The following is a 26,811-nucleotide window of genomic DNA, read 5'->3' as shown; positions in this document are numbered from 1 at the left end:
GTTCGATCGAGGAGTCGCGCGCGGTGATCGGCGACGAGCCGGACTACTCCGCGACGCGGGCGGCGATGTCGGTGCGGAAGTGCGAACCGTCGAGGCGGATGCGGCCGATGGCCTCGTACGCGCGGTCGCGGGCGGTGCGGAAGTCGGATGCCACGGCGACGACGTTCAGCACGCGCCCACCGGTCGCGACGAGCGAGCCTCCCGGTGCGTCCGGGCTGGCGGTCGCGGCGTGCACGAGGCGGACGCCCTCGACGGCCGCCGCGTCGGCGAGGCCCTCGATCGGACGACCGGTCTGCGGTGCCTCGGGGTACCCCTCGCTGGCGAGGACCACGGTGATCGCGACGTCGTCGCTGAAGACGGGCTCTGGCTGGTCTTCGAGGGTGCCGGATGCCGCGGCGAGCAGCAATTCCGACAGCGGAGTCACGAGGCGCGGCAGCACGATCTGCGTCTCGGGGTCGCCGAAGCGGGCGTTGAACTCGATCACGCGAACGCCCGCAGGCGTCAGGATGAGGCCGGCGTAGAGCAGGCCGATGAACGGGGTGCCCTCGCTGTCGAGCTGGCGGATGACGGGGAGCGCGACGTCCCGCGTGACCTCCTCGACGAAGGCCTGCTCGCTGCCGAACTGTTCGGCGAGCCACGGCAGCGGCGAGTACGCGCCCATACCGCCGGTGTTGGGCCCCTCGTCGCCGTCGAGTGCCCGCTTGAAGTCCTGCGCAGGGCTGAGCGCGCGCACCGTGTCGCCGTCGCTGAGGAAGAACAGCGAGACCTCTGGTCCCGAGAGGAACTCCTCGATCAGCACGGGGCCGTAGGGCAGGTAGTGCTCGGCGTGGGCGAGCGCGTCAGCGCGATCAGACGTGACGATGACGCCTTTACCCGCTGCCAGCCCGTCGGCCTTGACCACGTACGGGGCACCCAGTTCGTCGAACGCGGCCTCGACCTCGGCGGTGGTGGTGGCGCGCACCGCGCGACCGGTGGGCACGCCCGCGGCATCCATGATCCGCTTCGCGAACGACTTGGAGCCCTCGAGCTGAGCCGCCGCCTTGCCGGGGCCGAACACGGGGATGCCGTGCGCGCGCAGCACATCGGCGACGCCCGCGACCAGCGGAGCCTCGGGACCGACGACCACGAGATCGATCGCGCGCTCGTTCGCGAAGGAGGTCACTGCGGCGCCGTCGAGCATGTCGACCGACACGGGCGTCGCATCCTGAGCGATACCGGCGTTGCCTGGGGCGACGAAGATCTCGTGCTCCGCCTTCTCTGCTCGCAGAGCGAGGATGATCGCGTGCTCACGGGCACCGGAACCGAGGACGAGAATCTTCACCCGTCCAGACTACCGAGGAGGGGGCGCGGGTTTCGGCGGGTTGCATTCCGCCCGCACATGCAGCCGCGGGATCCCGGCGCGTGCACGATTCAGCACAGGATGAGGCAGGGGGCCGGTGTCGGGTCCCTGCAGAGGCGTCGTCCGCATCGGTGCTGAGTTGTGGACGTGAATCCGGCGGGACGTGCTCAGAGTTCGATCGGCCGCTCGACCGCGGCATCCCACTCCAGCGTCCAACCGCTCGCGTCGAACAGCGCATCGAGCACCATCGCGGTGAAACCCCACACGATCGTTCCGTCGACGTCGAATGCGGGGCCGCGCCAGCTGCGACCCATTCGGTGGATGGTCGAGGTGAACCGCGTCGCGGGGTCGAGCAGGTGCGCCACGGGCACCCGGAACACGTCGACCGTCTCGGCATGGTCCACGGCTGCGACCCGCGACGGTGAGCGCCACCAGGCGAGCACAGGCGTCACGACGTGGTTGCTCGCGGCGAGGGGGAGCTCGGGCAGTGTGGCGAGGATCTCGACGCCGGCCGGATCGAGGCCGGTCTCCTCCTCGGCCTCGCGCAGTGCGGTGGCGACGGCATCCGCATCCTGCTCCTCACGTCTGCCACCCGGGAACGACACCTGCCCGGGGTGCGACGACAGAGTCGCGGCCCGTCGCTGCAGCAGCACATCGAGGTCGGCTGCGACGGTCAGCTCGTCGGTCTGCGCCGGAATGCCGTCGAGTCGGCCGAACAGCACGAGGACGGATGCGGGATGAGCATCGCCGACCACCGCGGGAAAAGGCTTCGCCCAGTGCTCGCCACGCCGCGTCGCCGCGAGCAGCTCGGCTCGCGCACCGTGCAAGGTATCGGGATTCTGGCTCATCGCCTTGAGCCTATGCCTGTGTGCGACGAAGCAGGGCGGGCGGGGTGTGCGCCAGTGAAGTGGTTTCGCGCCTCGGAAGTCCGTATTCGGGCAATCCGCCCTTCGGACGCGCGTATCGACTTCTCGAGCGCACGGGAAGCGCAGGGGGAAGCGCAGGGGAGGGGCCCGGCGTAGCCTGGTCACCATGCCCTCCAGGAAGATCGACATCATCGACGGGCGCGCGGCTCTCGATGCGGTGCGTCGAGCGGATGCCGCCGGAGACAAGCCGCAGCGCACCGACCTCGCGACGGCCGTGCGGTACCTGCTGCAGCTGCTCGACGAGAAGGCACCCGGCAACAGCGTCGAGGTGCGGGTGCCTCCTTTCGGTGCGGTGCAGGTCATCCAGGGGCCCCGGCACACGCGGGGGACACCGCCGAATGTGGTCGAGATGGATGCGGCGACGTGGATCGCCGTCGCCACGGGCGCGGAGCACTGGTCGGATGCCGCCGCATCCGGTCGGATCAGTGCGTCGGGCACCCGCGCGGATCTCACGGACGTCCTGCCGCTTCGCCCCTGACCGGCTTTCGAATCGCGCACTTTGCAACTTCCGACCTCTGGAAATTGCAAAGTGCGCGATTCGAAAGCTGCGGTAACTGTGGCGGCAGCGAACCCGTCAGAGACCGCGGCGCGCGACCACCAACGGCACGCCGGTGACCGGATGCGGGAAGACGTCGACCGGCTGACCGTAGACCGCTTCGATCCTCTCGGCCGTGAGCACCTCGGCAGCCGCACCCGTCGCGGCGACTCGGCCTTCCGAGAGCAGGGTCACGCGATCCGCATGGGCGAGGGCGGCGTTGAGGTCGTGCAGCACGATCGCGACGGCGGTGCCGGCATCCGCCTGTCCCCGGATCAGGCGCATCACGTCTTCATGATGCTTGAGGTCGAGTGCGGCGGTCGGCTCGTCGAGCAGCAGGATGCCGGTGCTCTGCGCGATCACGCGGGCCAGCGCCACGCGGGCGCGCTCACCGCCTGACAGCGAGGTCACCGCACGGGGGGACAGTGACAGCACCTCGGTCGACGCCATCGCTGCGGCGACGATCTCGTCGTCGTCCTCTGCGGCCCCTGTGCGTGCCCACGGCGCCCGGCCCATGCGCACGACCTGCTCGGCGCTGAACGAGAACGACACCGTGTTCTCCTGCAGCAGCACGGCTCGGGCTCGCGCCATGTCCTGCGCGCGGACGCCGGTGATCGGCGCACCGTCGAGCAGGACCGCGCCCGCGCTCGGGGTCACGTCTCCCGCGAGAACCCCGAACAGAGTGGACTTGCCCGCGCCGTTGGGCCCGACCAGTGCGTGGATCTCGCCCGCTCTGACCTCGATCGACGCGTCGTCGAGGATCGCGCGCTCGCCGCCGACGAGCACGGTGACGCCGCACGCCTGCAGCCGGGTGACGGTGTCGGCGGCACTCATGCCCATCCTCCCGAGCGTCGGCGTGTGCGAACGAGCAGCCAGAGGAAGAACGGTCCGCCGACGAGTGAGGTGATCATGCCGATGGGCAGATCGGCCAGCGGCACCGCCGTGCGGGCGACGAGGTCGGCGACCGCGATCAGCAGCGCGCCGCCGAACGCGGAAGCGATCATGAGCGGCAGATGCGCGGGGCCGATGATCATGCGCATCAGGTGTGGCACGACGAGACCTGCGAATCCGATGATGCCGGCGAAGGCGACGGCGGCGCAGACCAGCACCGCGACCGTGACGATCACGACCATCCGCAGCAGCTCGACGTTGACGCCGAGGTGTCGGGCGGTGCGCTCGCCGAGGGCGAAGAGGTCGAGCTGGGGTGACACGATGAGCGCGACGACGACACCGATGGCGACGAGCGGAGCGACCAGCGCCACGTTCGACCAGAGGGCGCCGTTGAGTGAACCGAGCTGCCAGAACACGATCTGCTCGCGCGTCGACGTCGTGCCGAGGAACGTGAGGAAGGCCATGCCGGCGCCTGCGATCGCATTGATCGCGATGCCGGTCAGCAGCAGAGTGACGACCTCGGTGCGCCCGCCCGAGCGGCTGATGAAGTACACCGCGAGGACGGCCACGAGGCCGCCGAGGAAGGCGAACGCGGGAGTGGTCCACATGCCGAACGAGGCGAGGCCCAGGGTGATGCTCGCGGCGGCGCCGAGGGCGGCACCGGACGAGACGCCGACGACTCCGGCATCCGCCAGCGGGTTTCCGAAGATCGCCTGCATGAGCACACCCGACACGGCGAGGGCTGCGCCGACGAGAAGGCCGAGCACGAGGCGAGGAAGGCGCAGGTTGTAGATCACGCCGTAGTCCGTCGCCTCGGTCGGGGCCCAGGCGGTGTCGATGCCGATGCCGCGCAGCAGCACCCCGACGAGGTCGGTGGGGGAGAGCGAGTACTGTCCGCTCGTGATGGATGCGATGCAGGTCACGAGCAGGGCGGCGACGAGGCCGACGACGACGAGCGTGAAGCGCAGCCCGAGGTGTCTCGACGGCGTGCGGGTGACGACCTCGCCGCTCACTTCGCAGGCTCGGCGGTCGCGGGCTCCGGGGCGTAGAGGGCGCGGGCGATCGCCTCGATCACGTCCGCCGAGCGAGGGCCGAAGCTGAGGATCTCGCTGTCGGCCATGTCGATCACGCGGCGGTTCGCTCCGGCGGGAGTCTCGGCGATCGCGGGGATGCGCTCGATCAGCCCGTCGATGCCGTCGACGGACTCGAGTCCGTCGGTCATCATCACGAGCACGTCCGGTCGGGCTGCGACGAGCGCCTCGGCGGTCATCGGCTTCATGCCCTCCCAGCCGATCTCGGCGGCGACGTCGACCCCTCCGACGGCGTCGATCAGAGAGTCGGCTCCTGAGTCCTCGCCGAAGATGTAATAGATGTTCGCGTTGCCGCGCACGTAGAGGAACAGCATCCGGGCCCGGTCTTCGACGTCGGTCGGCACGATCTCGGAGATCTCGGCCCGGACATCTGCGAGGTCGGCGTCGAGGCGCTCGATCAGAGCCGTGCCGCGTGAAGGCACCCCGAGAGCCGTGGCGATCTCGGTGACGAGCTCATCGGTGGTGTCGAGGCGTCGGTCGCTCGAGATCACGACGATCGGGATCCCTGCGTCGCGCAGCTGCTGGCGGATCTCCTTCGGGCCGATGGTCGTGTCGGTGAGGATGACGGTGGGCGCGAGCTCGAGGATCGCCTCGGCGTTCAGGGTGTGGCCCGTCTTGGTGACCACCGGGAGGTCTTCGGTGCCGGCGAACATGGTCGACGAGTCCCGGCCGACGACTTGATCGCCGAGGCCCAGGGCGAAGACGGTCGAGGCGATCGTGCCCGAGATGTCGATCGGCAGGATGCGGTCTACCTCCGTGATCTCCACCTCTCGGCCCTCGCTGTCGGTCACGGTCACGGGGAGTTCCGGGGCGGTGTCGTCGGTCACCGGCTCGATCGCATGGCTCGAGAGGCAGGCCGTGGATCCGCCGGTCGCGCCGCGCACGTCGTCGACGAGATCCAGGTCGGCGAGCGGGACGGATGCCTGGGGGCAGGTCTCTGCGGCGTCACTCTTCTGCGGTGCGGCGGAGGCCCCGGGGTCTGCGCAGGCGGTGAGGCCGACGGCCAGAACGGCAGCGAGAAAAAGGGCTGAGGCGCGGCGCATTAGGCAAGGCTATCCTAAAACTTGACTCGGCCTCGCGGCCGCCTCTATTCTCAGGAATGGAGCTTACTTAGCTAAGCCTAACCAACAATCACCCTCTCGCCCGACTGCATTGCGGCACCGCTGGCGCGCGTCCGTTCCTGCGCGCCCGGAGTCCTGGAGAATCGTGAACGCCACAGCCACAGCATCCACGGGGAGCGGCCGCATACGCGTGCTGCTCGCCGCCCTCGTATCCTTCGTCCTGATCGCGGCGGGCGCGGTGATCGTTCCTCCCGCGCATGCAGCTGGCGGCTCGGTCGCCGCTTCTGTGACATCTGCCGGCACCACCGGAATAACGGTGCAGGTCGATGCGTCGGGGCTCCCCGATGTGCCCAGCGTCTATGCCGCGCTGATCGTGAAGGGCACCGAGAGCGGACTCTCCGGCCCCGGTGGCGGATACGCCGCGTTCGCGCAGCCGTTCCCAGCGGTGGCCGCGGGTGCGAGCTCGTTCACGCTGACCGCTCCGGCAGGGTCCCTCGATCGCACGAAGGCCTACGAGGTGCTGATCTGGCAGCAGCACTCGGTGCCGAACGCCGAGACGATCTACACCCGGGGCGACGTCGCCATCTCGACAGCGCAGTGGGATGCGGTCTTCGGTGTGGAGACGACCGACCCGGGAACGGACCCCGGAACTGACCCGGGCACAGCCCCGGGAACCGACCCGGGAACCGACCCCGGAACTGACCCGGGAACCGACCCCGGCACGGACCCGGGAACCGACCCCGGCACAGACCCGGGCGAGGTCGAGCCCGCTGCTCCGTCGATCCAGGTGTTCCTCGCCGACGGCACGACGCCTGCCGGCACGACCGCACTGAAGGCGGGCGACAAGGTCATCGTCGAGGGTTCGGGCTACGACCCGACCGCGAACGTCGGCGGCCGTGGAGTGCCGATCCCTGCGAACCTGCCCCAGGGCACCTACGTGGTCTTCGGCAACTTCGCCTCGGCGTGGCAGCCCTCCGCGGGGGCCGCGAGTGCGACGCGTTCGGTCGGGTCGCAGGCGTGGGCTCTCTCCGAGACCGTGCTCGACCAGGTCCCGACCCAGTACCAGGCCGCGATCCGCTCGCAGTGGGTCGACATCGCCGCCGACGGCACGTTCCAGGCGACGCTGACTCTCAAGGACTCCGCCGCCACCCCCGGCTCGTACGGCGTCTACACCTACGGCGCCGGCGGAGTCACCAACGCCGCCCAGGAGCGCGCCGTCGCTCTGAACTACACGATTCCGCCGAAGATCACCGTCGCATCGTCGCTTGCCACGGGCGACCCCGGGATCACCACCACGGTCACCGGCACCTCGTTCGGTTCGGCGACGGGCGTGTACGCCGCAGTGATCGAAGCGGGCACCGAGGCGAACGTCACCGCCGGCGGCGGATTCGCGGCCATGCAGTACGTGCGCGGCGTCACGGGCGGCGCGTTCACCGTCGACCTCACGGCCGAGGCGGCGGAGCTCGATCGCACCAGGGACTACGAGGTGATCGTCTGGACGCAGCACACGCTGCCGAACGCCCAGACCATCCTCGCCCGTGCCGCCGTCACGATCAGCGACGCCGACTGGGACGCCCTCGAGCCCGCGGCGCCCTCGATCCAGGTCTTCCTGGCAGACGGCACCACGCCCGCCGGCACGACCGCCTTGAAGGCGGGCGACAAGGTCGTCGTGAAGGGGTCGGGCTACGACCCGACCGCGAACGTCGGCGGACGGGGAGTGCCGATCCCGGCGGATCTCCCCCAGGGCACGTATGTCGTGTTCGGCAACTTCGCCTCGACGTGGCAGCCGTCCGTGGGAGCTGCGGGCACGGCCCGCTCGGTCGGCGCTCAGGCATGGGCGCTGTCGGCCGACGTCCTCGCGAAGGTCCCGGCTCAGTACCAGGCCGCGATCCGCTCGCAGTGGGTCGACATCGCCGCCGACGGCACGTTCCAGGTCACGCTGACCCTGAAGGACACCCCGGCCACCCCCGGCTCGTACGGCGTCTACACCTATGGCGCCGGCGGCGTCACCAACGCCGCCCAGGAGCAGAGCGTCGCTCTGAACTACGGCCTCGCGCCTGCGGTGACCTCGACCGTCAAGAGCGCCACCGCGACGGAGGGCCTGACGGTCACGGCAGCCGGCTCGAAGCTCGGTGACGTCACGGGGGTCTACGCGGCGCTGATCGAGACGGGCACCGAGGCCGGTGTCACGTCAGGCGGTGGATTCCTCGGCATGCAGTACGTCCGCGGCATCACGGGCGGCGCCTTCAGCGTCGACCTGACGGCGGCGGCCTCGTCGCTCGATCGCACGAAGACCTATGAGGTCATCGTGTGGCAGCAGCACACCCTGCCCACCGCGACCACGATCTACGCGCGCACCGGCGTCACCATCACCGAGGTGCAGTGGGATGCGCTGAAGGGCGAGAAGCCCGAGGACCCGAAACCCCCGGTCATCGTTCCGACGACTCCTGCGGTCTCGGTCCCGGGGGGATCGCTGCGCTGGGGCATCTCGACCACGTTCACGCAGTACGTGGTCGGCGCGATCGCCAAGGGCGCGATCGATGTCTCGGGTGGAGCCACCCGATCGGGCGGACTCTTCCAGTTCGGTCAGACGGTCGGCGGCGATTACAACGCGGCGACCGGCCTCGGCAGCGTCGTGTACCGCGGTTCCGTTCGCTTCACCGGGCATGGCGGCGCGCTCGACGTCACCGTGTCGAACCCGCAGATCAGCGTCACCTCCGCGGGGGCCGCGACCCTGTACGTCACGCATGCCGGCGCTCAGGTGGCGTTCGCGACGCTCGACCTGTCACGGGCCGTCGTCACCACCGCGAACGGTGCGGTCACCTACTCGGGCGCGCCCGCCTCGCTCACCGCCGACGGACGCAACCGCGTGCTCGCCGGCTTCTCGACGAACCTCGATCCCGTGTCCTTCACGATCGGGTCGGTGGCGGCAGCGCCGTCGGGTACGACCGGCACCGTGGCGGCCGCAGCGGTGAAGGCCAAGACGATGCTCCCGGCGACCCCGCCCGCGACCACGGGCATCGAGATCGACGAGCAGAGCCTGGCGTCGCTGCAGTCCGGCAAGACCGCGACGTTCTCGGCATCCGGGTTCCAGTCGAACGAGACGGGCATCAAGGTCGTCGTGTACTCGACGCCCGTGCTGCTCGACACCATCTCGGCGGATGCCGCCGGCGTCGCGACCTGGACCGGAACGCTGCCGGCGAGCCTCGAGGACGGCGTGCACACACTGACCCTGCAGGGGTCCGTCGCGCGCGGCCTCGAGTTCACGCTGGCGCGGGAGACCGCCGTGATCGGTGCCTGCACCGTCGACGGCGCCACGCTCGAGTGGGGCTACAAGGAGTCGTTCCGCACCTACATCGAGGGCATCGCCGCCGGTGGATGGACGCTCACCGATGTCGCTTACGAGTACCCCGACTACGTGTGGTCGAGCGGTACCGGCTCGTTCGACGACGAGACCCTCACCGGACTCGTCACGTTCGGCGGCAGCATCAACTTCACCGGTCACAACGGCGCGCTGAACACCACGTTGGCGAACGCGCGAGTGGAGCTCGCCGGAGACACGGGCTACCTCGTGTTCGACGTGCTCGGCACCACGCAGGACGGACAGAGCGTCGACCAGACGGCGGTCCGCCTCGCGGAGTTCGCTCTCGGGGACGCCGCGGTGGTCGACGGAGTGCTCTCGCTCGAGGCGATCCCGACGACGCTCACCGAGGCGGGCGCCGCGGCATTCGGCACCTATGCCGCAGGCGACGAGCTCGACCCGGTGACCGCGCTGCTCCCGGTCGCCGCCGAGTGCGGCGTCGCGGTCGAGGAGGACGAGCCCGCCGAGTCCGAGGGCACTGCCGCCGCGGCATCCGTCACGGCCGTGGCCGACGCCGCCGGTGCTCCGGTCTGGCCGTGGATCGTCGGAGGCCTCGTGATCGTCGTGCTCGCCGTCGGTGGCGGGGTGCTGATCGGACGCCGCACCATGGCGACCGCCGAGAACGCCGAGGTCACGACCGAGGTCTGATCCGCCGCAGAACGGCGACGCCCTCCCCGCAGCGGACGCGGGGAGGGCGTCGCTCTGCGCAGGAGGGCGCGACCCGCGGCCAACGGTGGGACAATGGATGCATGTCCTCCCACGATTCCTCCCAGACGGTCGAGGCGACCGTCCGACGCGTGCCGCGATTCGGCGTGTTCATGGGCATCGGCGTCGTGCTCGGCATCATCGCCGCCGGCATCCTGACGATGGTGGGCAGCTACGAGCCGTCCGACGCGGTGAACGTCGTCTACCCTCCCGGCCAGGTCTTCGGCTTCCTGCTGCTGTGGACGGTGCCGATCGGCTTCGCTCTCGCGAGCATCGTGGCTCTCATCCTCGAGCGCGTCGCGCGACGTCACGACCATGTCGTCAAGGTCGAGCACGAGACGATCATCGAGAACGACTGATCGCCGTTTCCTGACAGCCGTCGTCTGACCGCAGTCGCCCGACCGCGGGTCGCCGACCTACGCCAGCTCGGCGATGATCGGCCGGATGGCGGCGTCGAACGACACCACGTCGCGACGCAGGCCGTCGGTGACAGCCACGGTCAACGCCCCGATCCACCAGATGCCGCGCTGCGAGAACGGCAGGACCTGCACGTTCAGCTCGAACGAGTGCGCCCGTCGACCGATGTCGCGTTCGAACTCGGCGATCGCGCTGGCGTAGGCGCGATACGCCTCGCCTCCGATCGTGCCGTTGCCCGACCGGGTCGCCATCGAGCTGCGGATCGAGGACACATAGCGGTCGTGAGAGACGCGGGCGTAGTGCAGGGTGGATGCCGCGTGCGGCACGATCGCCTCGGACAGCTGCTCGGATCCGGTGGCGGGCAGGGCGACGAGCGTGTCGAAGCCCTCGATGAGCTCGAGCGGGACTCCGGACGGATGCGCTCGGGGCTCGACCGTCATGTCCCAGTACTCCCGCCACTGCTTCTCGAGCTCGGGGGTGACCTCGGTGGCGTCGGGCGCCCTGACGGGAAGATCCCGCAGGCTCGGAAGGTCTTCGGGGGCGCGGATGCCGAGCGATTGCCGCAGCGCGAGCGCGACGAGCACCGGAACGCTCGCGTCCTCGCGGATCAACCACTGCGGCTTGTCGGCCATGGCCCCATCGTAGGAGATGGAGGGAGGGGAGAGGAGGTCTCCGCGGGCGGTAGGCTGGACGCGTGGCTGCCTCCCCCACCAATCCCTATTCCGAAGCCGGCGTCGATACCGCTGCAGGCGATCTCGCCGTCGAGCTGATGAAGTCTTCTGTGCGCGCGACGCACGGCCCTGAAGCGCTGGGCGGTGTCGGCGGATTCGCCGGACTGTTCGACGCGAGTGCGCTGCGCGACTTCCGTCGCCCGCTGCTCGCGACCAGCACAGACGGCGTCGGCACGAAGGTCGCCATCGCGCAGGCCATCGACAAGCACGACACGATCGGCCAGGACCTGGTCGGAATGGTCGTCGACGACATCGTCGTGGTGGGAGCGAAGCCGCTCTTCATGACCGACTACATCGCGTGCGGCAAGGTCTTCCCGCAGCGCATCGCCGACATCGTGCGCGGCATCGCCGAGGCATGCACCGCGACCGGCACCGCGCTCATCGGGGGCGAGACCGCCGAGCACCCCGGTCTTCTCGGCCCGCGCGACTACGACGTGGCAGGCGCTGCGACGGGTGTCGTCGAGGCCGACGGCATCCTCGGAGCCGACCGCGTGCAGGACGGCGACGTCGTGATCGCCGTCGAGTCCAGCGGACTGCACTCCAACGGCTACTCGCTCGTGCGCCACATCGTCACGAACGCCGGCATCGGCTACGGCGACAACGCCGCCGACTTCGGCGCGACCTGGGGTGAGGCTCTGCTCGAGCCGACCCGCCTCTACACGCTTCCGCTGCTGCGCCTCATCGAGCAGCTCGGCGGCGCGACAGGGGAGGGCGGTGTCCACTCGCTCAGCCATGTGACCGGCGGCGGCATCGCGGCGAACCTCGCCCGTGTGCTCCCGCAGGGCAGCTGGGCAGAGGTCGACCGCAGCACCTGGTCGCCGAGCCCGGTCTTCCGCGTGCTCAGCGACATCGCCGGCTCCACGCTGGAGTCGGCCGAGGGCACCTGGAACCTCGGCATCGGATTCCTCGCGATCATCGCGGCGGACAAGAAGGATGCCGCGATCGCGGCCCTCGCGACCGAGGGCATGCCCGCATGGCAGGTCGGAACCGTGGGCTTCGGCGCGCGTCCGGCAGGAGAGTTCGAACAGGGCGCCAAGGGCGTCGACGGTGGAGCAGTGCGCCTGGTCGGCGCCTACGCGGACGGAGCGAAGTAAGAGCCCATGTGCGGCATCGTCGGAATGGTGGGCTCTGCCCCGGTCAATCAGGACATCTACGACGCACTCCTGCTGCTGCAGCACCGCGGCCAGGATGCGACGGGAATCGCCACAGCTGAGGCGAACGGCGTCATGCACAACGCCAAGGCGCAGGGCATGGTGCGCGAGGCGTTCCGCACCCGTGACATGCGGGGGCTCCTCGGAAACGTCGGGCTCGGTCATGTGCGCTACGCGACCAAGGGCACGGCCTCGAACGAAGAGGAGATGCAGCCGTTCTACGTGAACGCACCGTACGGCATCATCCTCATCCACAACGGCAACCTGACGAACACGCGTGAGCTCACGGCCGACATGGCAAAGCGCGACCGTCGTCACCTCAACTCCTCGAGCGACACCGAGCTGCTCCTCAACGTGCTCGCCGGTGAGCTTCAGAACACCACCTCGACGGTCGACCTCGACGCCGAGCGCATCTTCGAGGCCGTCGAGCGCACGCACGAGCGCATCGAGGGCGCCTACGCCGTCATCGCGGTGATCGCCGGATACGGTCTGCTGGCCTTCCGCGACCCGTTCGGCATCCGCCCCCTCATCCTCGGCCGTCGTCCCTCGACCGTCCCCGGCGCAGAGGGCCGGGACGAATGGGTCGTCGCGAGCGAGTCGCTGGTGCTCGAGAACGCCGACTACGAGGTCGTCCGCGAGGTCGAGCCCGGTGAGGCGATCTTCATCACGAACGAGGGCGAGCTGCACAGCAGGCAGTGCGCGAAAGATGCCGTGCTCGCGCCGTGTGCGTTCGAGTACGTCTACCTCGCGCGTCCCGACTCGGTCATGAACGGCGTCTCGGTCTACGAGTCGCGTCTGCGCATGGGCGACCGTCTCGCCGACACGATCGCGAAGCACGTGCCGATGGACAAGATCGACGTCGTCATGCCGATCCCCGACTCCTCCCGCCCCGCGGCGATGGAGGTCGCCCGCAAGCTGGGAATCGAGTACCGCGAGGGCTTCTACAAGAACCGCTACGTCGGCCGCACCTTCATCATGCCCGGCCAGGCGGTGCGCAAGAAGAGCGTGCGCCAGAAGCTCAACGCGATGTCGACCGAGTTCCAGGGCAAGAACGTGCTGCTGATCGATGACTCGATCGTGCGGGGCACGACGTCGAAGGAGATCATCCAGATGGCGCGGGATGCCGGCGCCACCTCGGTCACCTTCGCCTCCGCGGCACCGCCCGTGCGTCACCCGCACGTGTACGGCATCAACATGCCGTCGCGTCACGAACTCATCGCCCACGGACGCACGATCCCCGAGATCGCCGCCGAGCTGGGCTGCGATCACCTGGTCTACCAGGAGGTCGACGATCTCAAGGCCGCGATCACCGAGGGATCGGTGCTCAGCGACCTCGATATGAGCTGCTTCGACGGAAAGTACGTCACCGGCACCGTGTCAGACGAATACCTCGCGTGGGTGGAGGGGTCGCAGACCTCGTGACCTCGCGTGCGCAGCCGCTCTGGCGCGGACGCGCGCTCGCGCTGATCGGCATCGTGCTGGTCGCTTTCTCACTGCGGTCCGCCGTGGCATCCCTCTCGCCCGTGATCGATCACATCGCCGAGGAGTTCACGGTGTCGTCGGTCGTGGTCGGACTGATCGGCGCCGCTCCGCCGGTGTGCTTCGCGGTGTTCGGCCTGCTCACCCCCATCTTCGAGCGTCGATTCGGGCTCGAACGCGTCGCGGTCGTCGCGATCGGGCTCATCGCCGCCGGGCTGCTGCTGCGGGGCCTCGCCGTCGATTCGACCTCGCTGCTCGCAGCGACCGCCGTGGTGTTCGCCGGCGTCGGCTCGGGCAATGTGCTGCTGCCGCCGCTCGTGAAGAAGTACTTCCCCGATCGCCTCGGTCTGATGATGACCGTGTACTCGACGACCATGGCGGTGTCGACGTTCGTACCGCCGCTGGTCGCGGTGCCGGTCGCCGACTCGGCGGGGTGGCGAGTCTCGCTGGGGATGTGGGGCGTGTTCGCCGCGATCGCCCTGGTGCCGTGGGTGACGATGCTGATCACCCACCGAGCGGATGCCGTCACGGCGGCGCCGAGCGCAGCTCGCACGCCCGCCACATCCGACACCGCGGAGGCAGCGGACGAGTTCGATGCGGCGTCGATGGCGACCGGTCCGATCACCACGACGCCGGCGAACCCCCGAGTCTTCGGTCGGCTCTGGCGGCTGCCGATGGCCTGGTCGATCGCGCTGGTCTTCGCGTCCTCCTCGACGATCGCCTACGTGTCGTTCGCCTGGCTGCCCACGATCATGATCGACGTGGGAGGCGTGTCACCCGCCGACGCCGGACTGCTGCTGTCCCTGTTCGGACTCATGGGTCTGCCGTGCTCGCTGCTGGTCCCGATCCTCATCGTGCGCTTCCAGGCGACTCGTCCGGTCTTCTTCAGCGCGATCGCCTCCGGGCTCATCGGACTCGCGGGGATGCTGTTCCTCCCGACCGTGGGCATGCCGCTGTGGGTGGCGTTCTTCGGTCTCGCAGCCGCGCTGTTCCCGCTCGCGCTGGTGCTGCTCAGCATCCGTGCCCGCACGCCCGAGAGCGCCGTCGCGCTCAGCGGGTTCGTGCAGAGCATCGGCTATGCGGTGGCCGCGGTGTTCCCTCTGCTCATCGGGCTGCTCCATGACGCGACCGACAGTTGGCTGATCCCGCTCTGGCTGCTCGTGGGCGTGCTGATCGCCGTGATCCCCGCAGGGTGGATCGCGGGTCGCCGCCGCACGATAGAAGAGGACTGGGAGCGCCGGCACGGTCGCTGGTGAGTCGAACGCGGTGACCTCAGTGCGCGGTGACCTCAGTGCGCGGTGACCGCATCGCCGAGACCGATCGTGCCGCCCGTCCACGGGGTCTGCTCGTCGGCTGACGTGGAGCCGGGCAGGAGCAGTCTGCCGAGGGTGGGCTCGGCCTGCGAGAACGCGGCGGTGAGTGTCGTGAGCACCTTCGCGTCGCGCACGCCGGTGTCGGGATTCGCATGCGTCGCGAGGCAGCGCACGATGGGGCCTGCGGCATCGAAAGACAGGTCGCCGACGATCACCTCACCCGTCCAGTCGAGCTCCGACCATGCGGCTGCACCGTCGATGACGATGTTCGAGCGGAAGCGGCGGTCATCGACATCCGTGCCGAGGGCCTCACCCAGTTCGCTCACGCTGCCGGTGCTGTGCACGGAGACGTAGCCGCGGGGGCGATCCTGGAACCTCGAGGTCGCACCGTCTCCGACCAGGACCAGCGGCAGTCGCCCGGGGCGCTGCACCCTGCGGCCCTCTGCGCTGGCGAGCACGAACTCCGTCACCGCATCCGCGAGCTGCGTGCGACCGTCCTCGTCGAGTCCTGCCTCCACGAGGACCGACCCTGCATGCTCGATGCGCACGCGTCGCTCCTGGTCGTCATATCTCGTGCGCAGCGAGGCGAGCGTCGGAAAGTCCTGAAGAGAGAGGCCCTTCGCCTTCGGCCAGTAATCGAGGCCGTCGCGATCCTCCGGCGTGCTCGCATCCGCGAAGCGGAACGCGAGGACTCTGTCGCCGGCGATCCGACCGTCGGGCTGCACCGTGAGAGTGTCGACGGACTCGGCTGTGAAGCCTTTGATCGGATGACGGTAGAGCGAGACGACGTGTGCCATGGGGCGATCCTGTCAGGTGAGAGACGCCGCATCCGTGACCGGCGCCGCGATCACGGCGCGGTGTTGCGGGATTCCGGGCACGACGAAACCCCCGTGGGGTACACGGGGGAGACGACGGTGGACGAAAGGGCGGTCAAGCCTTTTCGAGTTCGTCCTCGTCTTCGTCTGCATACTCGTCGGCCCACTTGTCGACGTATGCGTCTTCAGAGTCGCTCGGGTGCGCGAGCTCGCGCTCGAGCGCCGAGTAGTTCACCGACGGACTGAACGACTTCAGTTCGCGGGCGATCTTGGTGTGTTTCGCCTTTTGACGGCCACGGCCCATGCCTGAGACCCCCTCACGAGTTAAGCTGCGGGCAACAACAGGCCCGAGTCATTCACGACACCGGCTGAGGGCCGGTAAGAGTAGCATTCAGAATAGCACGCGGCCAGACCGCACTGGCCCGTTGGCAGCTGGTGAAGGGAGCGATCCTCATGACCGACAACACCTCGACGCCCTCCGACGAGGCCGCGCAGAACGCGACGCTGCAGAAGGCCGTGATCGTCGGCATGCAGCCGGGACAGGCCGCGCGAGTGATCGAAGAAGCCGCGAGATTCGCGCGACTTCTTCGCGTTCCGCTCGTGGTCGCCCACGTCGATGTCACGCGCTTCGTCACTTACGAAGATCCTGACGGCTACGTGCACTCGGCGCCCATCGACATAAACTTCGATGCGGGCACGGCCGAGTTCGAAGCCGTGCAGGCCGAAGCATCCGCCGCACTCGAGGGCACCGGCCTCACCTGGACGGCCCGCCAGCTCGTCGGAGACCCGGCGCTCGCCATCAAGGCGCTCGCCAACAAGCTGGATGCGCAGCTGATCGTGGTCGGTACGCGCAAGCGCGGCATAGGCGAATCCATCCGCGAGTTCTTCACCGGGTCGGTCGCCGCCCGCCTCGCACACCGTCAGCAACGTTCGGTGCTCGTCGTTCCTCTGCAGGATCCGGTGCCCGACACGCAGCCCGAGATCTGGACAGAGTAGGCCCGCGTCTCGCGTCGTCGCTGCGCTCCTCGCTCAACGACCAGGAGCGATTCCTTCCGGTCGTTGAGCGAGCGGAGCGAGACGAGACGCGGGTGGACTCAGCGTCCGAGCGACGCCAGCGCTGTGGTGATGCCGCGAGCGGCGGCATCCAGTCCGTCCTCCAGCTGAGTGACCACGGATGCCGGCAGCGGGCCGCCCTTCGCGATGTGCGTGCGCAGGTCGGTGCGCACGCGTGCACGGAACGCGTTGATGACGGCGTCCGCTCGGTGCATCTCCTCGCGAGTGATGATGCGCTCGTCGTCGCCCGCGGTGCGGGGGCGGGACTTGGATGCCGCGCGGTCGTCCTTCTCGGCGGTGGCGAGGTCGGCGCGGAGGCTCTTCATGGCCTCCTTGACGCTCTGGCGGACCTCGTTGGCGATCAGGCGCACCGAGTCGGTGAGCCCCGCCTCGATGCCGGCGAGATCACCCTCGCGGGCTGCGAGCTCGGTGCGTCCGGCATCCGTGATCGCATAGATCGTGGTGCGGCCGTCGACCGTCTTCGTGACCAGCCCCTCTTCCTCGAGCTTCGCGAGCCGGGGGTAGATGGTGCCGGCGCTCGGCGTGTAGGTGCCACCGGTGCGGTCGGTCAGGGCCTGGATGATCCCGTAGCCGTGCTGGGGCGCTTCGGCGAGCAGCGACAGGAGGTACAGCCTCAGGTCCCCGTGGGAGAAGACTGCGGGACTCATGCTTCCCACTCCGCATCGTTCGTGATCGAGGCCGGTGAGCGGCGCAGAACCGTCACGCCACCCGAGACGGAGTTGGCGCGCAGATCGACGAAGCGACCGGCGAGCTCACCGGACGAGCCGGTGTAGTTGCTGGGGCCCGAGGCGCTGCGCTCGATGCCGTCGATCAGGAGGCGTCCGCTCAGTGAGCGCACGACGTAGTTTGCGGCGAGAGACTCGTCGAGACGCACGGTGGTGCCGCCCGAGACGGAGTTGACGTTGATCGTGTTCACGTCTCCCGCTGCATCGACGAGCGTCGAGCCCGACACGATGTCGACGGTGGCGCGGCGGACGGTGCCGGTGACGGCCACATCTCCCGAGACGCTGTTCGCGCTGATGGAACCGGTGAGACCGCGCACCTGCACGTCGCCCGAGACCGAGTTGACGGTGAGGTCGCCGATCAGGGTGTCGACGATGATGTCGCCGGAGACCGTGTTGAGGCGGGCGTCGTTGCGGATGCCGGACACCAGCGCGCCAGCGCTGACGACGCCGAGATTGAGGGCGATCGAGCGGGGTACCGCGACGCTGACCTCGGCCTTGGGCCCGCCGGAGCCGAAGTTGCGGAACACCTCGAGGAAGTTGTCCCAGCCGAGCTGCGGGTGATCGATCTCGACCTCGCCGTCGTTCGACTCGATGCGGAGGTCCTTGGTGGTCACACCGTGGACCTCGATGCGGATGCCGGGTTCGTCGTGCGCGATGACGTCGACCTGGCCGCCGACCAGACCGATCTTCAGGCGGGTGACGTTCTCGATGTCGATGACGCGTTCTTCGCCCGGGGCGATGAGCCACTTCTCGGTCATGTCTGCTTCTCCTGTGTTGAGGGAACACGATATATCGTGTTCAGGAAGAGTAACACGATATATCTCGACTTTGTCAAGAGGTTCGGTTTCGAGTCTCGCTCAAGGGGGCTTCCGGTCGCAGTTCGTGTCGCCTGTTCAGGCTCCGGTCGCAGTTCGTGCCGCCTGGATCTTCGGGACGCGACACAAACTGCGACGGGAGCGCACGAGGCTCTCGACAAGCGACACGAACTGCGACGGGAGCGCTCGAGGCTCTCGGCAAGCGGCACGAACTGCGACCGGAGCGCTGCGCGTGCGAACTCAGACGAGAGGCGGGGTGTGCCAGATCCGGTCGATGTAATCGCGGATCGATCGGTCGGACGAGAAGAACCCGGTGCGGGCGACGTTGAGGATCGCCGAGCGGGCCCAGGCGCCCTGGTCGGCGTATGCGGCATCCACTCTGCTCTGCGCCGTGATGTACGACGCATAGTCGGCGAGCACCATGAAGCGGTCCTCGTACAGGAGGTTCGACACCACGGGCTCGAACACCGAGCGATCCCCGCGCGAGAAGGCTCCGGAGGCGATCAGGTCGATCGCCCGACGGAGGCCGTCGTCGGCTTGGTAGAAGTCCTGCGGCCGGTAACCGCGGATGCTGAGATCTTCGACCTCGGGCTCGCTCATGCCGAACAGGTAGAAGTGGTCATCGCCGACGAGTTCGCGGATCTCGACATTCGCCCCGTCATCCGTGCCGATCGTGAGAGCGCCGTTCAGGGCGAACTTCATGTTCCCCGTGCCCGATGCCTCCTTGCCGGCGAGGGAGATCTGCTCCGAGAGGTCGGCGGCGGGGATCACGCGCTCCGCGAGAGTCACGTTGTAGTTGGGCGGAAACACGACCTTCAGCCGGCCCTCGAGGCGAGGGTCGGTGTTCACGACCTCGCCCACGGCGTTGATCAGATGGATGATGCGCTTCGCCATCGCGTAGCCCGGAGCGGCCTTCGCGCCGAAGATCGCGGTGCGGGGGACGACGTCCGCCACCGCGGTGCGCCCCGAGATCACGCCCTCGTAGGTCGTGACGATGTGCAGCACCTTCAACAGCTGCCGCTTGTATTCGTGCAGGCGCTTGACCATGACGTCGAGCATGTGGCCGTCGCTGATCTCGACGCCGTCGCGCTCGCGCAGAACCTCGCTCAGGCGGCGCTTGTTCGCAGCCTTCACGCCCGCGAAGGCAGCCCGGAACTCGGCATCCTCGGCGAACGGCTCGAGCTCATGAAGCCGTTCGAGGTCAGTCGTCCAGCCATCCCCGATCGCCGCGGTGATGAGCGACGAGAGCTCGGGGTTCGCGAGACGCAGGAACCGACGAGGAGTGACGCCGTTCGTGACGTTCGTGAACTTGCCCGGGAAGAACGCATCGAAGTCATGGAGCACCTTGTCGCGGAGCAGCTGCGAGTGCAGCTCTGCGACGCCGTTGACCTTCGCGCCGGCGACCGTCGCGAGGTACGCCATGCGCACCGAACGGACCGGATGCTCGGCGATGATCGACATGTTGCGCACGAGCATCTCGTCGTCGCCGAAACGCTCGCGCACGGCCAGGAGGAACTCGTCGTTGATGCGGTAGATGATCTCGAGGTGGCGGGGCAGCAGTCGTCCGAGCAGTTCGACCGGCCAGACTTCCAGCGCCTCGGGAAGCAGCGTGTGACACGTGTAGGCGAAGCATCGCTGGGTGATCGCCCACGCGGCATCCCACTCGAGATGCTTCTCGTCGATGAGCACGCGCATGAACTCGGGCACCGCGATCACCGGGTGGGTGTCGTTGAGCTGGAAGATCACGCGCTCGGGCAGGTTCGCGAGGTCGAAGCCCTCGGCGAGCATGTTGTCGAGGAAGTCGTGGATCGAGGCGGCGACGAAGAAGTACTGCTGCTGCAGCCGCAGCTCTTTGCCCTGCGGGGTGGAGTCCTCGGGGTAGAGCACCTTCGAGATGTTCTCGGCGAAGGTCTGCGCCCGCACGGCCTCTTCGTAGTCGCCCGAGTTGAAGATCCGCAGGTCGAAGGCGCTGGTGGCGACCGCGCTCCAGAGGCGCAGTGTATTGACGCGGCCGTTCCGAAACCCCGGGACCATGTAGTTGTAGGGCACGGCCTGCACGTTCCAGGCGGGCACCCAGCGGCTGCGGGTGATGCCCTCGTCGTCGTACTTCTCGGTGTGGCCGCCGAACGCGATGGTCTGCGCGTCTTCGGGGCGGGCGAACTCCCACGGAGAGCCGAGCGCGAGCCAGGCGTCCGGCTGCTCGACCTGCTGCCCGTCGACGAACGTCTGGCGGAAGATGCCGTACTCGTAGCGGATGCCGTAGCCGATGCTCGGCACCGCCATCGTGGCGAGCGAGTCGATGAAGCAGGCTGCGAGGCGTCCGAGTCCGCCATTGCCGAGGCCCGGCTCGACCTCGTGCGCACGGAGCTCGTCGAGTGAGACGCCGCATGAGGCGAGCGCGTCGGCGGCGACCTCGGTGAGGTCGGCTGCGAGCAGGTTGTTGTCGAGTTGACGGCCGAGCAGGTACTCGGCCGAGAGATAGCAGACGCCTTTCGCCTGCACCTCCTTCTGGTGACGTACGTCTTCGAGCCAGCGTGCCATCAGGTAGTCGCGCACGGTGTGGGCGAGCGCGAGGTAGCGGTCGTTCGCGCTGGATGCCGACAGGGCGACGCCCCGGTCGAAGTTGAGGTTGTGCAGGAACCGCTTCGCGAACTCGTCCGCCGTGCTCAGCGGGGCGATCACGGGGGCGAGGGCGAGCGGATGCAGGGGAGAGCGTGATTCGGGCACGTGACGACCGTAGCGAGAGCCAGGCTGATTCGTGTGACGGGCGGATGAAGAATATCGGTGGGGTCATTCCTGGCGGCGGGGTGGGGCAGTGCTGCGAGCCCGCATGGCGGCGAGCAGGATCCGGCCGTCGTTGAAGACCGGGACGAGGAACACCGCATGTGCCAGATACCACCCGTGCACCTGCAGCTCGGGGACGACGAGCCAGAGGATGCCGCCCGCGACGACGCAGATCCCAGGGCCCGCCAGCGCGGCGAGCGCGGCGTCGCGGCGCGTGATCTGCCCGTGGGGCGCGATCGAGATCCGCCAGGTCGAGCGTTGGAGAGTGAACGCCGTCACCCCTCGCGCTCGCGAGAGCACGGTGAGGTGTCCGAGCTCGTGCATGGCGAACGATCCGCCGAGACCGAGGGCGTAGTGCGCGCCGAGCATCGCGACCGCGCTGAGGATCGCGTCCTGCTCCGTGATGACGGCGACGGAGACGACGACCGCGCTCAGGGCCGCGAAAGCGGCGTGCATCGGCCAGGCGGCGAGGAGCAGCCAGCGACACACGAGTCCCGCGTCGATATGCGAGGTGCGGACCGACCACACGTCATTCCGCCTGGGCCAGGAGGTGCTTCCTCCGTTCGAGAAGGCTGTCGTGCATGGCGAACACGGCGAGCGTGAAGACGGTGACGACGACGACTGCGAGAACCAGGGGGAGCGGGTCGTTCACCCCCGCGCCGAGCTGGGTCGCGCCGTCGGCGCTCTGACGGACCTCGACGAAGACCGAATCGAAGAAACCGAGTCGGCGCCCCTCGGTGGAACCTCCCGCGAACATCAGCCAGATCGCGGTGGCCACCGCCGATCCTGCGGTGAGGACGAGAGCTCCGACCGCGCTGACGGCGACCCTAAACAACCACTTCATGACGAGCAGTCCTTTCTATCCTGTCCATCCCGGTGATGGAGAGAGCGGCGGCGACGAGAGTGAGGACGAGCATCACTCCGATCGTGAACAGTGCGGGCAGGCCCAGGAGGTTCGTGCCGAGCATGATCGTGCCGGTCACGAGCCCTGCGACGGCGGCCCCGGCGATCACCGAGAACGGGTTGCCCTTCTCGGGCGGGAACGCGATTCCCGCCAGCGTGAGTACCACGATGTTCGACACGGCGAAGCCGACGACCGAGAGGATCTCCGCTGCCTGCGAACCCGTCAGGGCCGACAGCGCGCTGATCGGTACGGCGATGATCGCGAGAGTGGCGAGCTGGGGTGCGAGCACCAGGACGTATCGCCGGGTCGGGCCGTGGCGGCGGGGCCCGCACGCGCGTAACGGCTCCGTCGAGACGAAGGCGTACACCGACTGCACGGTGACGGCCAGCAGCAGAAGAGGTGGAAGCCGGATATCGGCGACGAAGAGCGCGTAGGAGCCGGCCAGGGAGATGCCGCAGACCGTGATCGTCTCGATGCCCCGGATGTGTGCGGCGAAGTACGCGCCGAACTCCGAACCGCCGAACAGGCGGGGGATGATCGCGAAGCGTCGAGTCGGATCGAACTGCCGAGGTGCCATCGCGAGGACGACGACGACCAGGAAGGCGATCGTGGCGAGCCAGGCGACCGTCGCGACGATCATCCCGTGTTGTGCGGCGATGTCGGCGAACAGCAGCTGGATCACGAAGTGGTCGTCTCCCTGACCGATCGCGGCGAAGAGCACGCGCTCCGACTGCGAGGACACTCCGAGGTAGACGCCGAGCAGTGTCGCGGCCAGGATGACCGGCACGAGGAAGGCGCGGAGCCGTGCGAGACGGAGGCGCAGCAGCAGCCGTTCCATGCCGAGGTAGTAGGCGCTCGCCGCCAGGTAGGCGACGACCATCGGCATGACCAGGCAGGTGATGACCTCGTCGAGGATGCCGACGCCGCCGATCGCGACCGTCCCGGTGACCAGGGCTCCGAGCATGACGGTGACGCCGATGCCCACGACCATGGTCTCGAACAGCATGAACCCCAGGGTCCGCGCCCGGTTGGTCAGGGGGAACGAGAAGGTGAGCTCGAGCAGCTCGCCGGACTTCAGGAACAGCACTCGGACGACGGTGAACACGGTGAGGACCCACAGCGGGGTGGACACTCCGACGACGCGGAGCAGGGGTGACAGCTGCTCGGGTTCGCTGATGAGCTGGCGGAGTGCGATCACCCCGAACCCGCAGAACCCGACGAATGCGGCGAGGGCTGCGAGTCCGATCGTCCAGCGGACAGAGGGCAGCCGCAGCACGCCGCGGCGGGCGATGCGCCGGACCAGGAACACCGCGAGGAATGACGCGAGCTGCAGAGAAGGGTTCACTCGGATGCCCTCGAACCTTGCGCGATCGCGCGCTTGACGAGGGCGTCGACCGAACCGAACTCGTGGAGGATGCGGGCGAGCGGGAGGTCGAACGCGATCTCGCCGCGGCACAGCACGATGATGCGATCGCAGACCGCCTCGAGGAGCCGGAAGTCGTGACTGCACAGCAGCAGCCCTCGCGACTCTCCGAACCGGGACGCATCGGTCTCGAACTCGAACAGCGCATCGACGTCGACGCCGTTGAGCGTCTCGTCGATGATCGTGAGAGGGCGCTCGAGCAGGAGTGTCGAGATGAGCTGGATCTTCTTGCGCATGCCGTGGGAGTAATCCTCGATGAGGTCGAACTCGCGTGCCTCCATCTGGTACCTGGCGAAGAGGTCGTCGATGCGTGCGGCATCGGGGCTCTGCCGATACAGACGGTGCATCAGATCGACGTACTCGCGTCCTGTCAGGAACTGAGGGAGGTAGTCGTTGCTGGCGATGAAGGCAAGTCGCTCCCGCGATTCACGGACCTGATGAGGGCGACCTGCGATGCGGATGCTCCCGTGCGTGAGCTGCAGCAGGTCGGCCGTGAGGCGGATGAGCGTCGACTTGCCCGATCCGTTCGGCCCGACCAGGCCGACCTTCTCGCCGCGTTCCACGACGAAGGAGACGTCGCGGAGCGCCGGAGCCCGCTTCGAGTAGGCGAACGAGGCGGAGGAGACGTCGAGGAGGATCTGCGGGTTCCGGGCGGCGCCGTCGCGCCCGGACATCGACGTCGATGCCCGGGCGCGACGTGGGCTTAGACGCATTCGACCCACACGGAGACGCCGCTCTTGCCCCACTGCCAGTTGCCGGTGAAGCGCCTGCCACCCGCCTTGAAGAAGCACCACAGTGCCAGTGCCGCGAGGAACGCGACGCCGAACACGAGGATCGCTGCGATCAGCACCAGCCACCAGGCATCCAGGCGCAGGATCGCGTCGTCGAGTGCATCCTGGGCACGACGCTTCATCAGCGTCGGCTCGATCATCTCCATCAGGGACATATATCTACCTCCATCTATTCGTGACAAGGTGAGGCTGTCACGCGATTATCGCTAAAGCTAGTCATATGAGTGCAGAATGCCGCCATTCGCGGATTTGGTTGACATTGACGCAACGTCAACTTCTACGGTGGAGTCATCGACAGACCGAGCCACGGAAGGAGGACGTCATGACCGGTCGAGACTGGTCCATCCAGGAGATCGCCCGACTCGCAGGCACCACCAGCAGGACGCTGCGTCACTATGACGACGTCGGACTGCTGCCGCCATCGCGCATCGCACACAACGGCTATCGCCACTACGACGAGTCCGCTCTCGTGCGCCTGCAGCGCATCCTGCTGTTGCGCGAACTCGGACTCGGGCTGCCGCAGATCGCCGAGGTGCTGAACCCGACCGACGCGCAGCAGAGCGAGGAGGCCGCTCTCGAGACCCACCTCGCGCTGCTGCGCGAGGAGCAGAACCGGCTGGCGCGACAGATCGCGTCGGTCGAGAACACCATCGACGCATTGAGAGGAGGTGAAGAACTCATGGCAGAGAACATGTTCGACGGATTCGACCACACCCGGTACCGGGAAGAGGTCGAGCAGCGTTGGGGTCGCAAGACCTATGCCGACAGCGACCGCTGGTGGCGCGGGATGACCGACGCCGAGCGCGCCGAGTGGCAGCAGCGCGTCTCCGACCTCGGTCGGGACTGGATCGCCGCCGCCGAGAGCGGCGTCGACCCGGCATCCGCTGAGGCTCAGGACGTCGCCCGTCGCCACGTCGAGTGGCTGACCGGCATCCCCGGCACCCCCGCGGCCGCGCCCGACGGCGACGTCAAGGCGTACGTGCTCGGACTCGGTGAGATGTACGTCGCTGACCCGCGCTTCGGCGCGAACTACGCGACATCCGCCGGCGGTACGCACGGTGCCGAGTTCGTCCGCGACGCGCTCCGCGTCTACGCGGACCGCAACCTGTAGCCGCTTCCCTCGGCGTTTCGTCTCGCTCCGCTCGCTCAACGACCGGGCCCTCCCCGGTCGTTGAGCGAGGAGCGCAGCGACGAGACGAAACGCCGCGCTTTGCACAGATCGAGACACCGGGGCAAGACCGAGATCGGATGCCGCGGCGGGGCGTAGGGTCGTGCCATGGCCCCCCGTCGCAGACGCACCGACGCCGCCCCGCTGTTCGCGGTGGCCGCAGGCGCCTACGCCGCCAACGTCGCCCTCGGCTCGGCCGTCGCCGCCAAGCTGATCGACACGAGCGGCTTCCGCTGGCTGCATCACGCGATCTACATCGCCACCTGTGTGGCCTCCGCTGCCGCATTCTCGGCGATCTTCTGGGGCACGCCGAAGCGCGCCAGCCGCCGCGCCGCCCTCGCGATCGCGCCGGCGGCCGCCCCGCTCGCCGCCATCCCCTACCTCGGCACGCACAGCCGACGGCATCCGATCGTCGCGCTCGCCGCGGCCCCCTTCATCGTCGCGGGCCTCGTGTGCGCGCGCCTCACCACCGACCGGAAGTGAACGCATGGAACTGCTCGACGCCATCCGCCGCCGTAAGACCACCAACGGGCCTTTTCTGCCCGACGCCGTGTCGGAGGAGCATCAGCGCATCCTGCTCGAGGCCGCAGGCCGTGCGCCCTCTCAGCTGAACAGCCAGCCGTGGCGCTTCGTGGTCATCGAGAACCGCGAGACCATCGACAGGATCGCGCGCATCTCGGGCGAGAGCATGACCGAGGCGATGTCGAACGGCACGTTCTTCGAACGCTACAAGCCCTACTTCCGCTTCAGTCAGGCCGAGATGGAGGAGAAGCGCAGCGGGATGCTGTTCGACAAGCTCCCCGCGGCGCTGCGCCCGTTCACGAGCCAGGTGTTCACCAAGCGCGGTCAGAAGCTGATGAACACGTTCGGGGTGCCCAAGACCCTGGGTGAGGAGAACCACAAGCTCGTCGCCGGTTCCCCGCTGCTGCTGGGTGTGATGCTCGATCGCAGCGAATACCGGCCTGGCCAGCTGTCGTCGTTCTACTCGGTGTTCAGCATGGGCGCGGCGATGGAGAACGTCTGGCTGAGCACCGTCGAGCTCGGCATGGGCATCCAGTTCATCTCGTTCCCGATGGAGGTCCCGGGCCGCTGGGACGAGATCGTGAAGCTGCTGCGCGTGCCGGACGACCTCGAGCTCATGGCCGTCTACCGCCTCGGCTATCTGCCGCCTGAGCAGCGTCGCCCGGCGATCGACTGGTCGAGCCACCAGCGAAAGCTCGCGTCGCAGTACGTGTTCCGAGAGAACTGCGACGAGCCCCAGCAGGGCTGGGACGCGCCGCCGCCGGGTGCTGACGCGCCGCGGGGCTGACGG

26 protein-coding genes are annotated in these 26,811 nt (G+C 68.4%); 10 read left to right on the top strand and 16 right to left on the bottom strand.

Features of this window, described 5'->3' with window-relative positions; all coding sequences use genetic code 11:
* Positions 1-43: 43 nt before the first annotated feature.
* Entirely contained in the window at positions 44-1,321 is a 1,278-nt protein-coding gene (gene purD / locus ACQ4LY_RS02935) for a phosphoribosylamine--glycine ligase (protein ID WP_431074492.1), read from the bottom strand.
* 185 nt (positions 1,322-1,506) lie between these two features.
* Positions 1,507-2,187, bottom strand: coding sequence for an NUDIX hydrolase (locus ACQ4LY_RS02930; protein WP_431074491.1), 681 nt, complete (start codon positions 2,185-2,187; stop codon positions 1,507-1,509).
* A gap of 184 nt (positions 2,188-2,371) precedes the next feature.
* On the opposite strand from ACQ4LY_RS02930, the gene ACQ4LY_RS02925 reads away from it, so the two are divergent.
* The gene (locus ACQ4LY_RS02925; RefSeq protein WP_431074490.1) at positions 2,372-2,743 is read left to right on the top strand and encodes a sterol carrier family protein; all 372 of its coding nucleotides are present in this window, start codon (positions 2,372-2,374) and stop codon (positions 2,741-2,743) included.
* Between the two features lie 96 nt (positions 2,744-2,839).
* Here ACQ4LY_RS02925 and ACQ4LY_RS02920 read toward each other — a convergent pair whose 3' ends face one another.
* The 3 genes from ACQ4LY_RS02920 to ACQ4LY_RS02910 are packed head-to-tail and all read right to left on the bottom strand — an operon-like array spanning position 2,840 to position 5,825.
* On the bottom strand, positions 2,840-3,634 hold the full coding sequence (locus tag ACQ4LY_RS02920) for a heme ABC transporter ATP-binding protein (RefSeq protein ID WP_431074489.1): 795 nt from the start codon (positions 3,632-3,634) through the stop codon (positions 2,840-2,842).
* Positions 3,631-4,704 carry a FecCD family ABC transporter permease gene (locus ACQ4LY_RS02915; RefSeq protein WP_431074488.1) on the bottom strand — a complete coding sequence of 358 codons (1,074 nt, stop codon included), beginning with the start codon at positions 4,702-4,704 and terminating at the stop codon, positions 3,631-3,633. The genes ACQ4LY_RS02920 and ACQ4LY_RS02915 overlap by 4 nt, the downstream gene beginning before the upstream one ends.
* A complete protein-coding gene (locus ACQ4LY_RS02910) occupies positions 4,701-5,825 on the bottom strand; it encodes a heme/hemin ABC transporter substrate-binding protein (RefSeq protein WP_431074487.1) in 1,125 nt (374 codons plus the stop codon). The genes ACQ4LY_RS02915 and ACQ4LY_RS02910 overlap by 4 nt, the downstream gene beginning before the upstream one ends.
* A gap of 163 nt (positions 5,826-5,988) precedes the next feature.
* Here ACQ4LY_RS02910 and ACQ4LY_RS02905 point away from each other — a divergent pair, with 163 nt between their 5' ends.
* Both ACQ4LY_RS02905 and ACQ4LY_RS02900 read left to right on the top strand, forming a co-directional pair.
* Entirely contained in the window at positions 5,989-9,852 is a 3,864-nt protein-coding gene (locus tag ACQ4LY_RS02905; protein WP_431074486.1) for an HtaA domain-containing protein, read from the top strand.
* A gap of 101 nt (positions 9,853-9,953) precedes the next feature.
* Positions 9,954-10,268, top strand: coding sequence for a hypothetical protein (locus ACQ4LY_RS02900; protein WP_056310133.1), 315 nt, complete (start codon positions 9,954-9,956; stop codon positions 10,266-10,268).
* 57 nt (positions 10,269-10,325) lie between these two features.
* Here the strand turns inward: ACQ4LY_RS02900 and ACQ4LY_RS02895 are convergent, their stop codons facing one another.
* Complete coding sequence (locus tag ACQ4LY_RS02895) at positions 10,326-10,958, bottom strand: zinc-binding alcohol dehydrogenase (RefSeq protein WP_431074485.1); 633 nt, start codon at positions 10,956-10,958, stop codon at positions 10,326-10,328.
* Between the two features lie 62 nt (positions 10,959-11,020).
* Between ACQ4LY_RS02895 and purM the strand changes: the two genes are divergently transcribed.
* The 3 genes from purM to ACQ4LY_RS02880 are packed head-to-tail and all read left to right on the top strand — an operon-like array spanning position 11,021 to position 14,943.
* A complete protein-coding gene (gene purM, locus ACQ4LY_RS02890) occupies positions 11,021-12,151 on the top strand; it encodes a phosphoribosylformylglycinamidine cyclo-ligase (protein WP_431074484.1) in 1,131 nt (376 codons plus the stop codon).
* A gap of 6 nt (positions 12,152-12,157) precedes the next feature.
* Positions 12,158-13,630 (top strand): amidophosphoribosyltransferase, encoded by a 1,473-nt coding sequence (gene purF / locus ACQ4LY_RS02885; protein ID WP_056310127.1) that lies wholly within the window; start codon positions 12,158-12,160, stop codon positions 13,628-13,630.
* Positions 13,627-14,943: a CynX/NimT family MFS transporter gene (locus ACQ4LY_RS02880; RefSeq protein WP_431074483.1), complete on the top strand. Its 1,317-nt coding sequence runs from the start codon at positions 13,627-13,629 to the stop codon at positions 14,941-14,943. The genes purF and ACQ4LY_RS02880 overlap by 4 nt, the downstream gene beginning before the upstream one ends.
* Before the next feature lie 32 nt (positions 14,944-14,975).
* On the opposite strand, the gene ACQ4LY_RS02875 is transcribed toward ACQ4LY_RS02880, so the two are convergent.
* Positions 14,976-15,797 (bottom strand): MOSC domain-containing protein, encoded by an 822-nt coding sequence (locus ACQ4LY_RS02875; RefSeq protein WP_431074482.1) that lies wholly within the window; start codon positions 15,795-15,797, stop codon positions 14,976-14,978.
* A gap of 133 nt (positions 15,798-15,930) precedes the next feature.
* On the bottom strand, positions 15,931-16,119 hold the full coding sequence (locus tag ACQ4LY_RS02870; RefSeq protein WP_045254362.1) for a DUF3073 domain-containing protein: 189 nt from the start codon (positions 16,117-16,119) through the stop codon (positions 15,931-15,933).
* Between the two features lie 149 nt (positions 16,120-16,268).
* On the opposite strand from ACQ4LY_RS02870, the gene ACQ4LY_RS02865 reads away from it, so the two are divergent.
* Positions 16,269-16,811 carry a universal stress protein gene (locus tag ACQ4LY_RS02865; protein WP_431074481.1) on the top strand — a complete coding sequence of 181 codons (543 nt, stop codon included), beginning with the start codon at positions 16,269-16,271 and terminating at the stop codon, positions 16,809-16,811.
* Between the two features lie 98 nt (positions 16,812-16,909).
* Here ACQ4LY_RS02865 and ACQ4LY_RS02860 read toward each other — a convergent pair whose 3' ends face one another.
* From ACQ4LY_RS02860 to ACQ4LY_RS02825, 8 genes are all read right to left on the bottom strand, one after another.
* Entirely contained in the window at positions 16,910-17,536 is a 627-nt protein-coding gene (locus tag ACQ4LY_RS02860) for a PadR family transcriptional regulator (protein ID WP_431074480.1), read from the bottom strand.
* On the bottom strand, positions 17,533-18,372 hold the full coding sequence (locus ACQ4LY_RS02855; protein ID WP_431074479.1) for a DUF4097 family beta strand repeat-containing protein: 840 nt from the start codon (positions 18,370-18,372) through the stop codon (positions 17,533-17,535). The genes ACQ4LY_RS02860 and ACQ4LY_RS02855 overlap by 4 nt, the downstream gene beginning before the upstream one ends.
* Positions 18,373-18,669: 297 nt before the next feature.
* Positions 18,670-21,156 carry a glycogen/starch/alpha-glucan phosphorylase gene (locus ACQ4LY_RS02850; RefSeq protein ID WP_431074478.1) on the bottom strand — a complete coding sequence of 829 codons (2,487 nt, stop codon included), beginning with the start codon at positions 21,154-21,156 and terminating at the stop codon, positions 18,670-18,672.
* A 63-nt stretch (positions 21,157-21,219) separates the two neighbouring features.
* Positions 21,220-21,741 carry a hypothetical protein gene (locus ACQ4LY_RS02845; protein ID WP_431074477.1) on the bottom strand — a complete coding sequence of 174 codons (522 nt, stop codon included), beginning with the start codon at positions 21,739-21,741 and terminating at the stop codon, positions 21,220-21,222.
* A 1-nt stretch (position 21,742) separates the two neighbouring features.
* Entirely contained in the window at positions 21,743-22,057 is a 315-nt protein-coding gene (locus ACQ4LY_RS02840) for a hypothetical protein (protein WP_431074476.1), read from the bottom strand.
* Positions 22,041-23,462 carry a hypothetical protein gene (locus ACQ4LY_RS02835; RefSeq protein WP_431074475.1) on the bottom strand — a complete coding sequence of 474 codons (1,422 nt, stop codon included), beginning with the start codon at positions 23,460-23,462 and terminating at the stop codon, positions 22,041-22,043. The genes ACQ4LY_RS02840 and ACQ4LY_RS02835 overlap by 17 nt, the downstream gene beginning before the upstream one ends.
* Positions 23,459-24,214 carry an ATP-binding cassette domain-containing protein gene (locus ACQ4LY_RS02830; RefSeq protein WP_431074474.1) on the bottom strand — a complete coding sequence of 252 codons (756 nt, stop codon included), beginning with the start codon at positions 24,212-24,214 and terminating at the stop codon, positions 23,459-23,461. Before ACQ4LY_RS02830 ends, ACQ4LY_RS02835 begins: the two co-directional genes overlap by 4 nt.
* A 29-nt stretch (positions 24,215-24,243) precedes the next feature.
* Positions 24,244-24,486, bottom strand: a complete 243-nt coding sequence (locus tag ACQ4LY_RS02825) for a hypothetical protein (RefSeq protein WP_431074473.1) — start codon at positions 24,484-24,486, stop codon at positions 24,244-24,246.
* A 167-nt stretch (positions 24,487-24,653) separates the two neighbouring features.
* Between ACQ4LY_RS02825 and ACQ4LY_RS02820 the strand changes: the two genes are divergently transcribed.
* From ACQ4LY_RS02820 to ACQ4LY_RS02810, 3 genes are all read left to right on the top strand, one after another.
* Positions 24,654-25,442 carry a MerR family transcriptional regulator gene (locus ACQ4LY_RS02820; protein WP_431074472.1) on the top strand — a complete coding sequence of 263 codons (789 nt, stop codon included), beginning with the start codon at positions 24,654-24,656 and terminating at the stop codon, positions 25,440-25,442.
* 165 nt (positions 25,443-25,607) lie between these two features.
* Positions 25,608-25,982, top strand: coding sequence for a hypothetical protein (locus ACQ4LY_RS02815; protein ID WP_431074471.1), 375 nt, complete (start codon positions 25,608-25,610; stop codon positions 25,980-25,982).
* A gap of 4 nt (positions 25,983-25,986) precedes the next feature.
* A complete protein-coding gene (locus ACQ4LY_RS02810) occupies positions 25,987-26,808 on the top strand; it encodes a nitroreductase family protein (protein WP_431074470.1) in 822 nt (273 codons plus the stop codon).
* The last annotated feature ends 3 nt before the right edge of the window (positions 26,809-26,811 follow it).

This window comes from Microbacterium phyllosphaerae (assembly GCF_050628115.1).
Lineage (GTDB): Bacteria > Actinomycetota > Actinomycetes > Actinomycetales > Microbacteriaceae > Microbacterium > Microbacterium phyllosphaerae_A.
The sequence above is the reverse complement of the archived record's forward strand: the minus strand, read 5'-3'. Positions and strand labels throughout refer to the sequence as shown.

Coding starts and splice junctions, on each gene's coding strand:
- ACQ4LY_RS02930 (WP_431074491.1), bottom strand. CDS start 2,187: ATGAGCCAGAATCCCGATACCTTGCACGGTGCGCGAGCCGAGCTGCTC.
- ACQ4LY_RS02925 (WP_431074490.1), top strand. CDS start 2,372: ATGCCCTCCAGGAAGATCGACATCATCGACGGGCGCGCGGCTCTCGAT.
- ACQ4LY_RS02920 (WP_431074489.1), bottom strand. CDS start 3,634: ATGAGTGCCGCCGACACCGTCACCCGGCTGCAGGCGTGCGGCGTCACC.
- ACQ4LY_RS02910 (WP_431074487.1), bottom strand. CDS start 5,825: ATGCGCCGCGCCTCAGCCCTTTTTCTCGCTGCCGTTCTGGCCGTCGGC.
- ACQ4LY_RS02900 (WP_056310133.1), top strand. CDS start 9,954: ATGTCCTCCCACGATTCCTCCCAGACGGTCGAGGCGACCGTCCGACGC.
- ACQ4LY_RS02895 (WP_431074485.1), bottom strand. CDS start 10,958: ATGGCCGACAAGCCGCAGTGGTTGATCCGCGAGGACGCGAGCGTTCCG.
- purF (WP_056310127.1), top strand. CDS start 12,158: ATGTGCGGCATCGTCGGAATGGTGGGCTCTGCCCCGGTCAATCAGGAC.
- ACQ4LY_RS02875 (WP_431074482.1), bottom strand. CDS start 15,797: ATGGCACACGTCGTCTCGCTCTACCGTCATCCGATCAAAGGCTTCACA.
- ACQ4LY_RS02870 (WP_045254362.1), bottom strand. CDS start 16,119: ATGGGCCGTGGCCGTCAAAAGGCGAAACACACCAAGATCGCCCGCGAA.
- ACQ4LY_RS02865 (WP_431074481.1), top strand. CDS start 16,269: ATGACCGACAACACCTCGACGCCCTCCGACGAGGCCGCGCAGAACGCG.
- ACQ4LY_RS02860 (WP_431074480.1), bottom strand. CDS start 17,536: ATGAGTCCCGCAGTCTTCTCCCACGGGGACCTGAGGCTGTACCTCCTG.
- ACQ4LY_RS02855 (WP_431074479.1), bottom strand. CDS start 18,372: ATGACCGAGAAGTGGCTCATCGCCCCGGGCGAAGAACGCGTCATCGAC.
- ACQ4LY_RS02840 (WP_431074476.1), bottom strand. CDS start 22,057: ATGAAGTGGTTGTTTAGGGTCGCCGTCAGCGCGGTCGGAGCTCTCGTC.
- ACQ4LY_RS02830 (WP_431074474.1), bottom strand. CDS start 24,214: ATGTCCGGGCGCGACGGCGCCGCCCGGAACCCGCAGATCCTCCTCGAC.
- ACQ4LY_RS02825 (WP_431074473.1), bottom strand. CDS start 24,486: ATGTCCCTGATGGAGATGATCGAGCCGACGCTGATGAAGCGTCGTGCC.
- ACQ4LY_RS02820 (WP_431074472.1), top strand. CDS start 24,654: ATGACCGGTCGAGACTGGTCCATCCAGGAGATCGCCCGACTCGCAGGC.
- ACQ4LY_RS02815 (WP_431074471.1), top strand. CDS start 25,608: ATGGCCCCCCGTCGCAGACGCACCGACGCCGCCCCGCTGTTCGCGGTG.
- ACQ4LY_RS02810 (WP_431074470.1), top strand. CDS start 25,987: ATGGAACTGCTCGACGCCATCCGCCGCCGTAAGACCACCAACGGGCCT.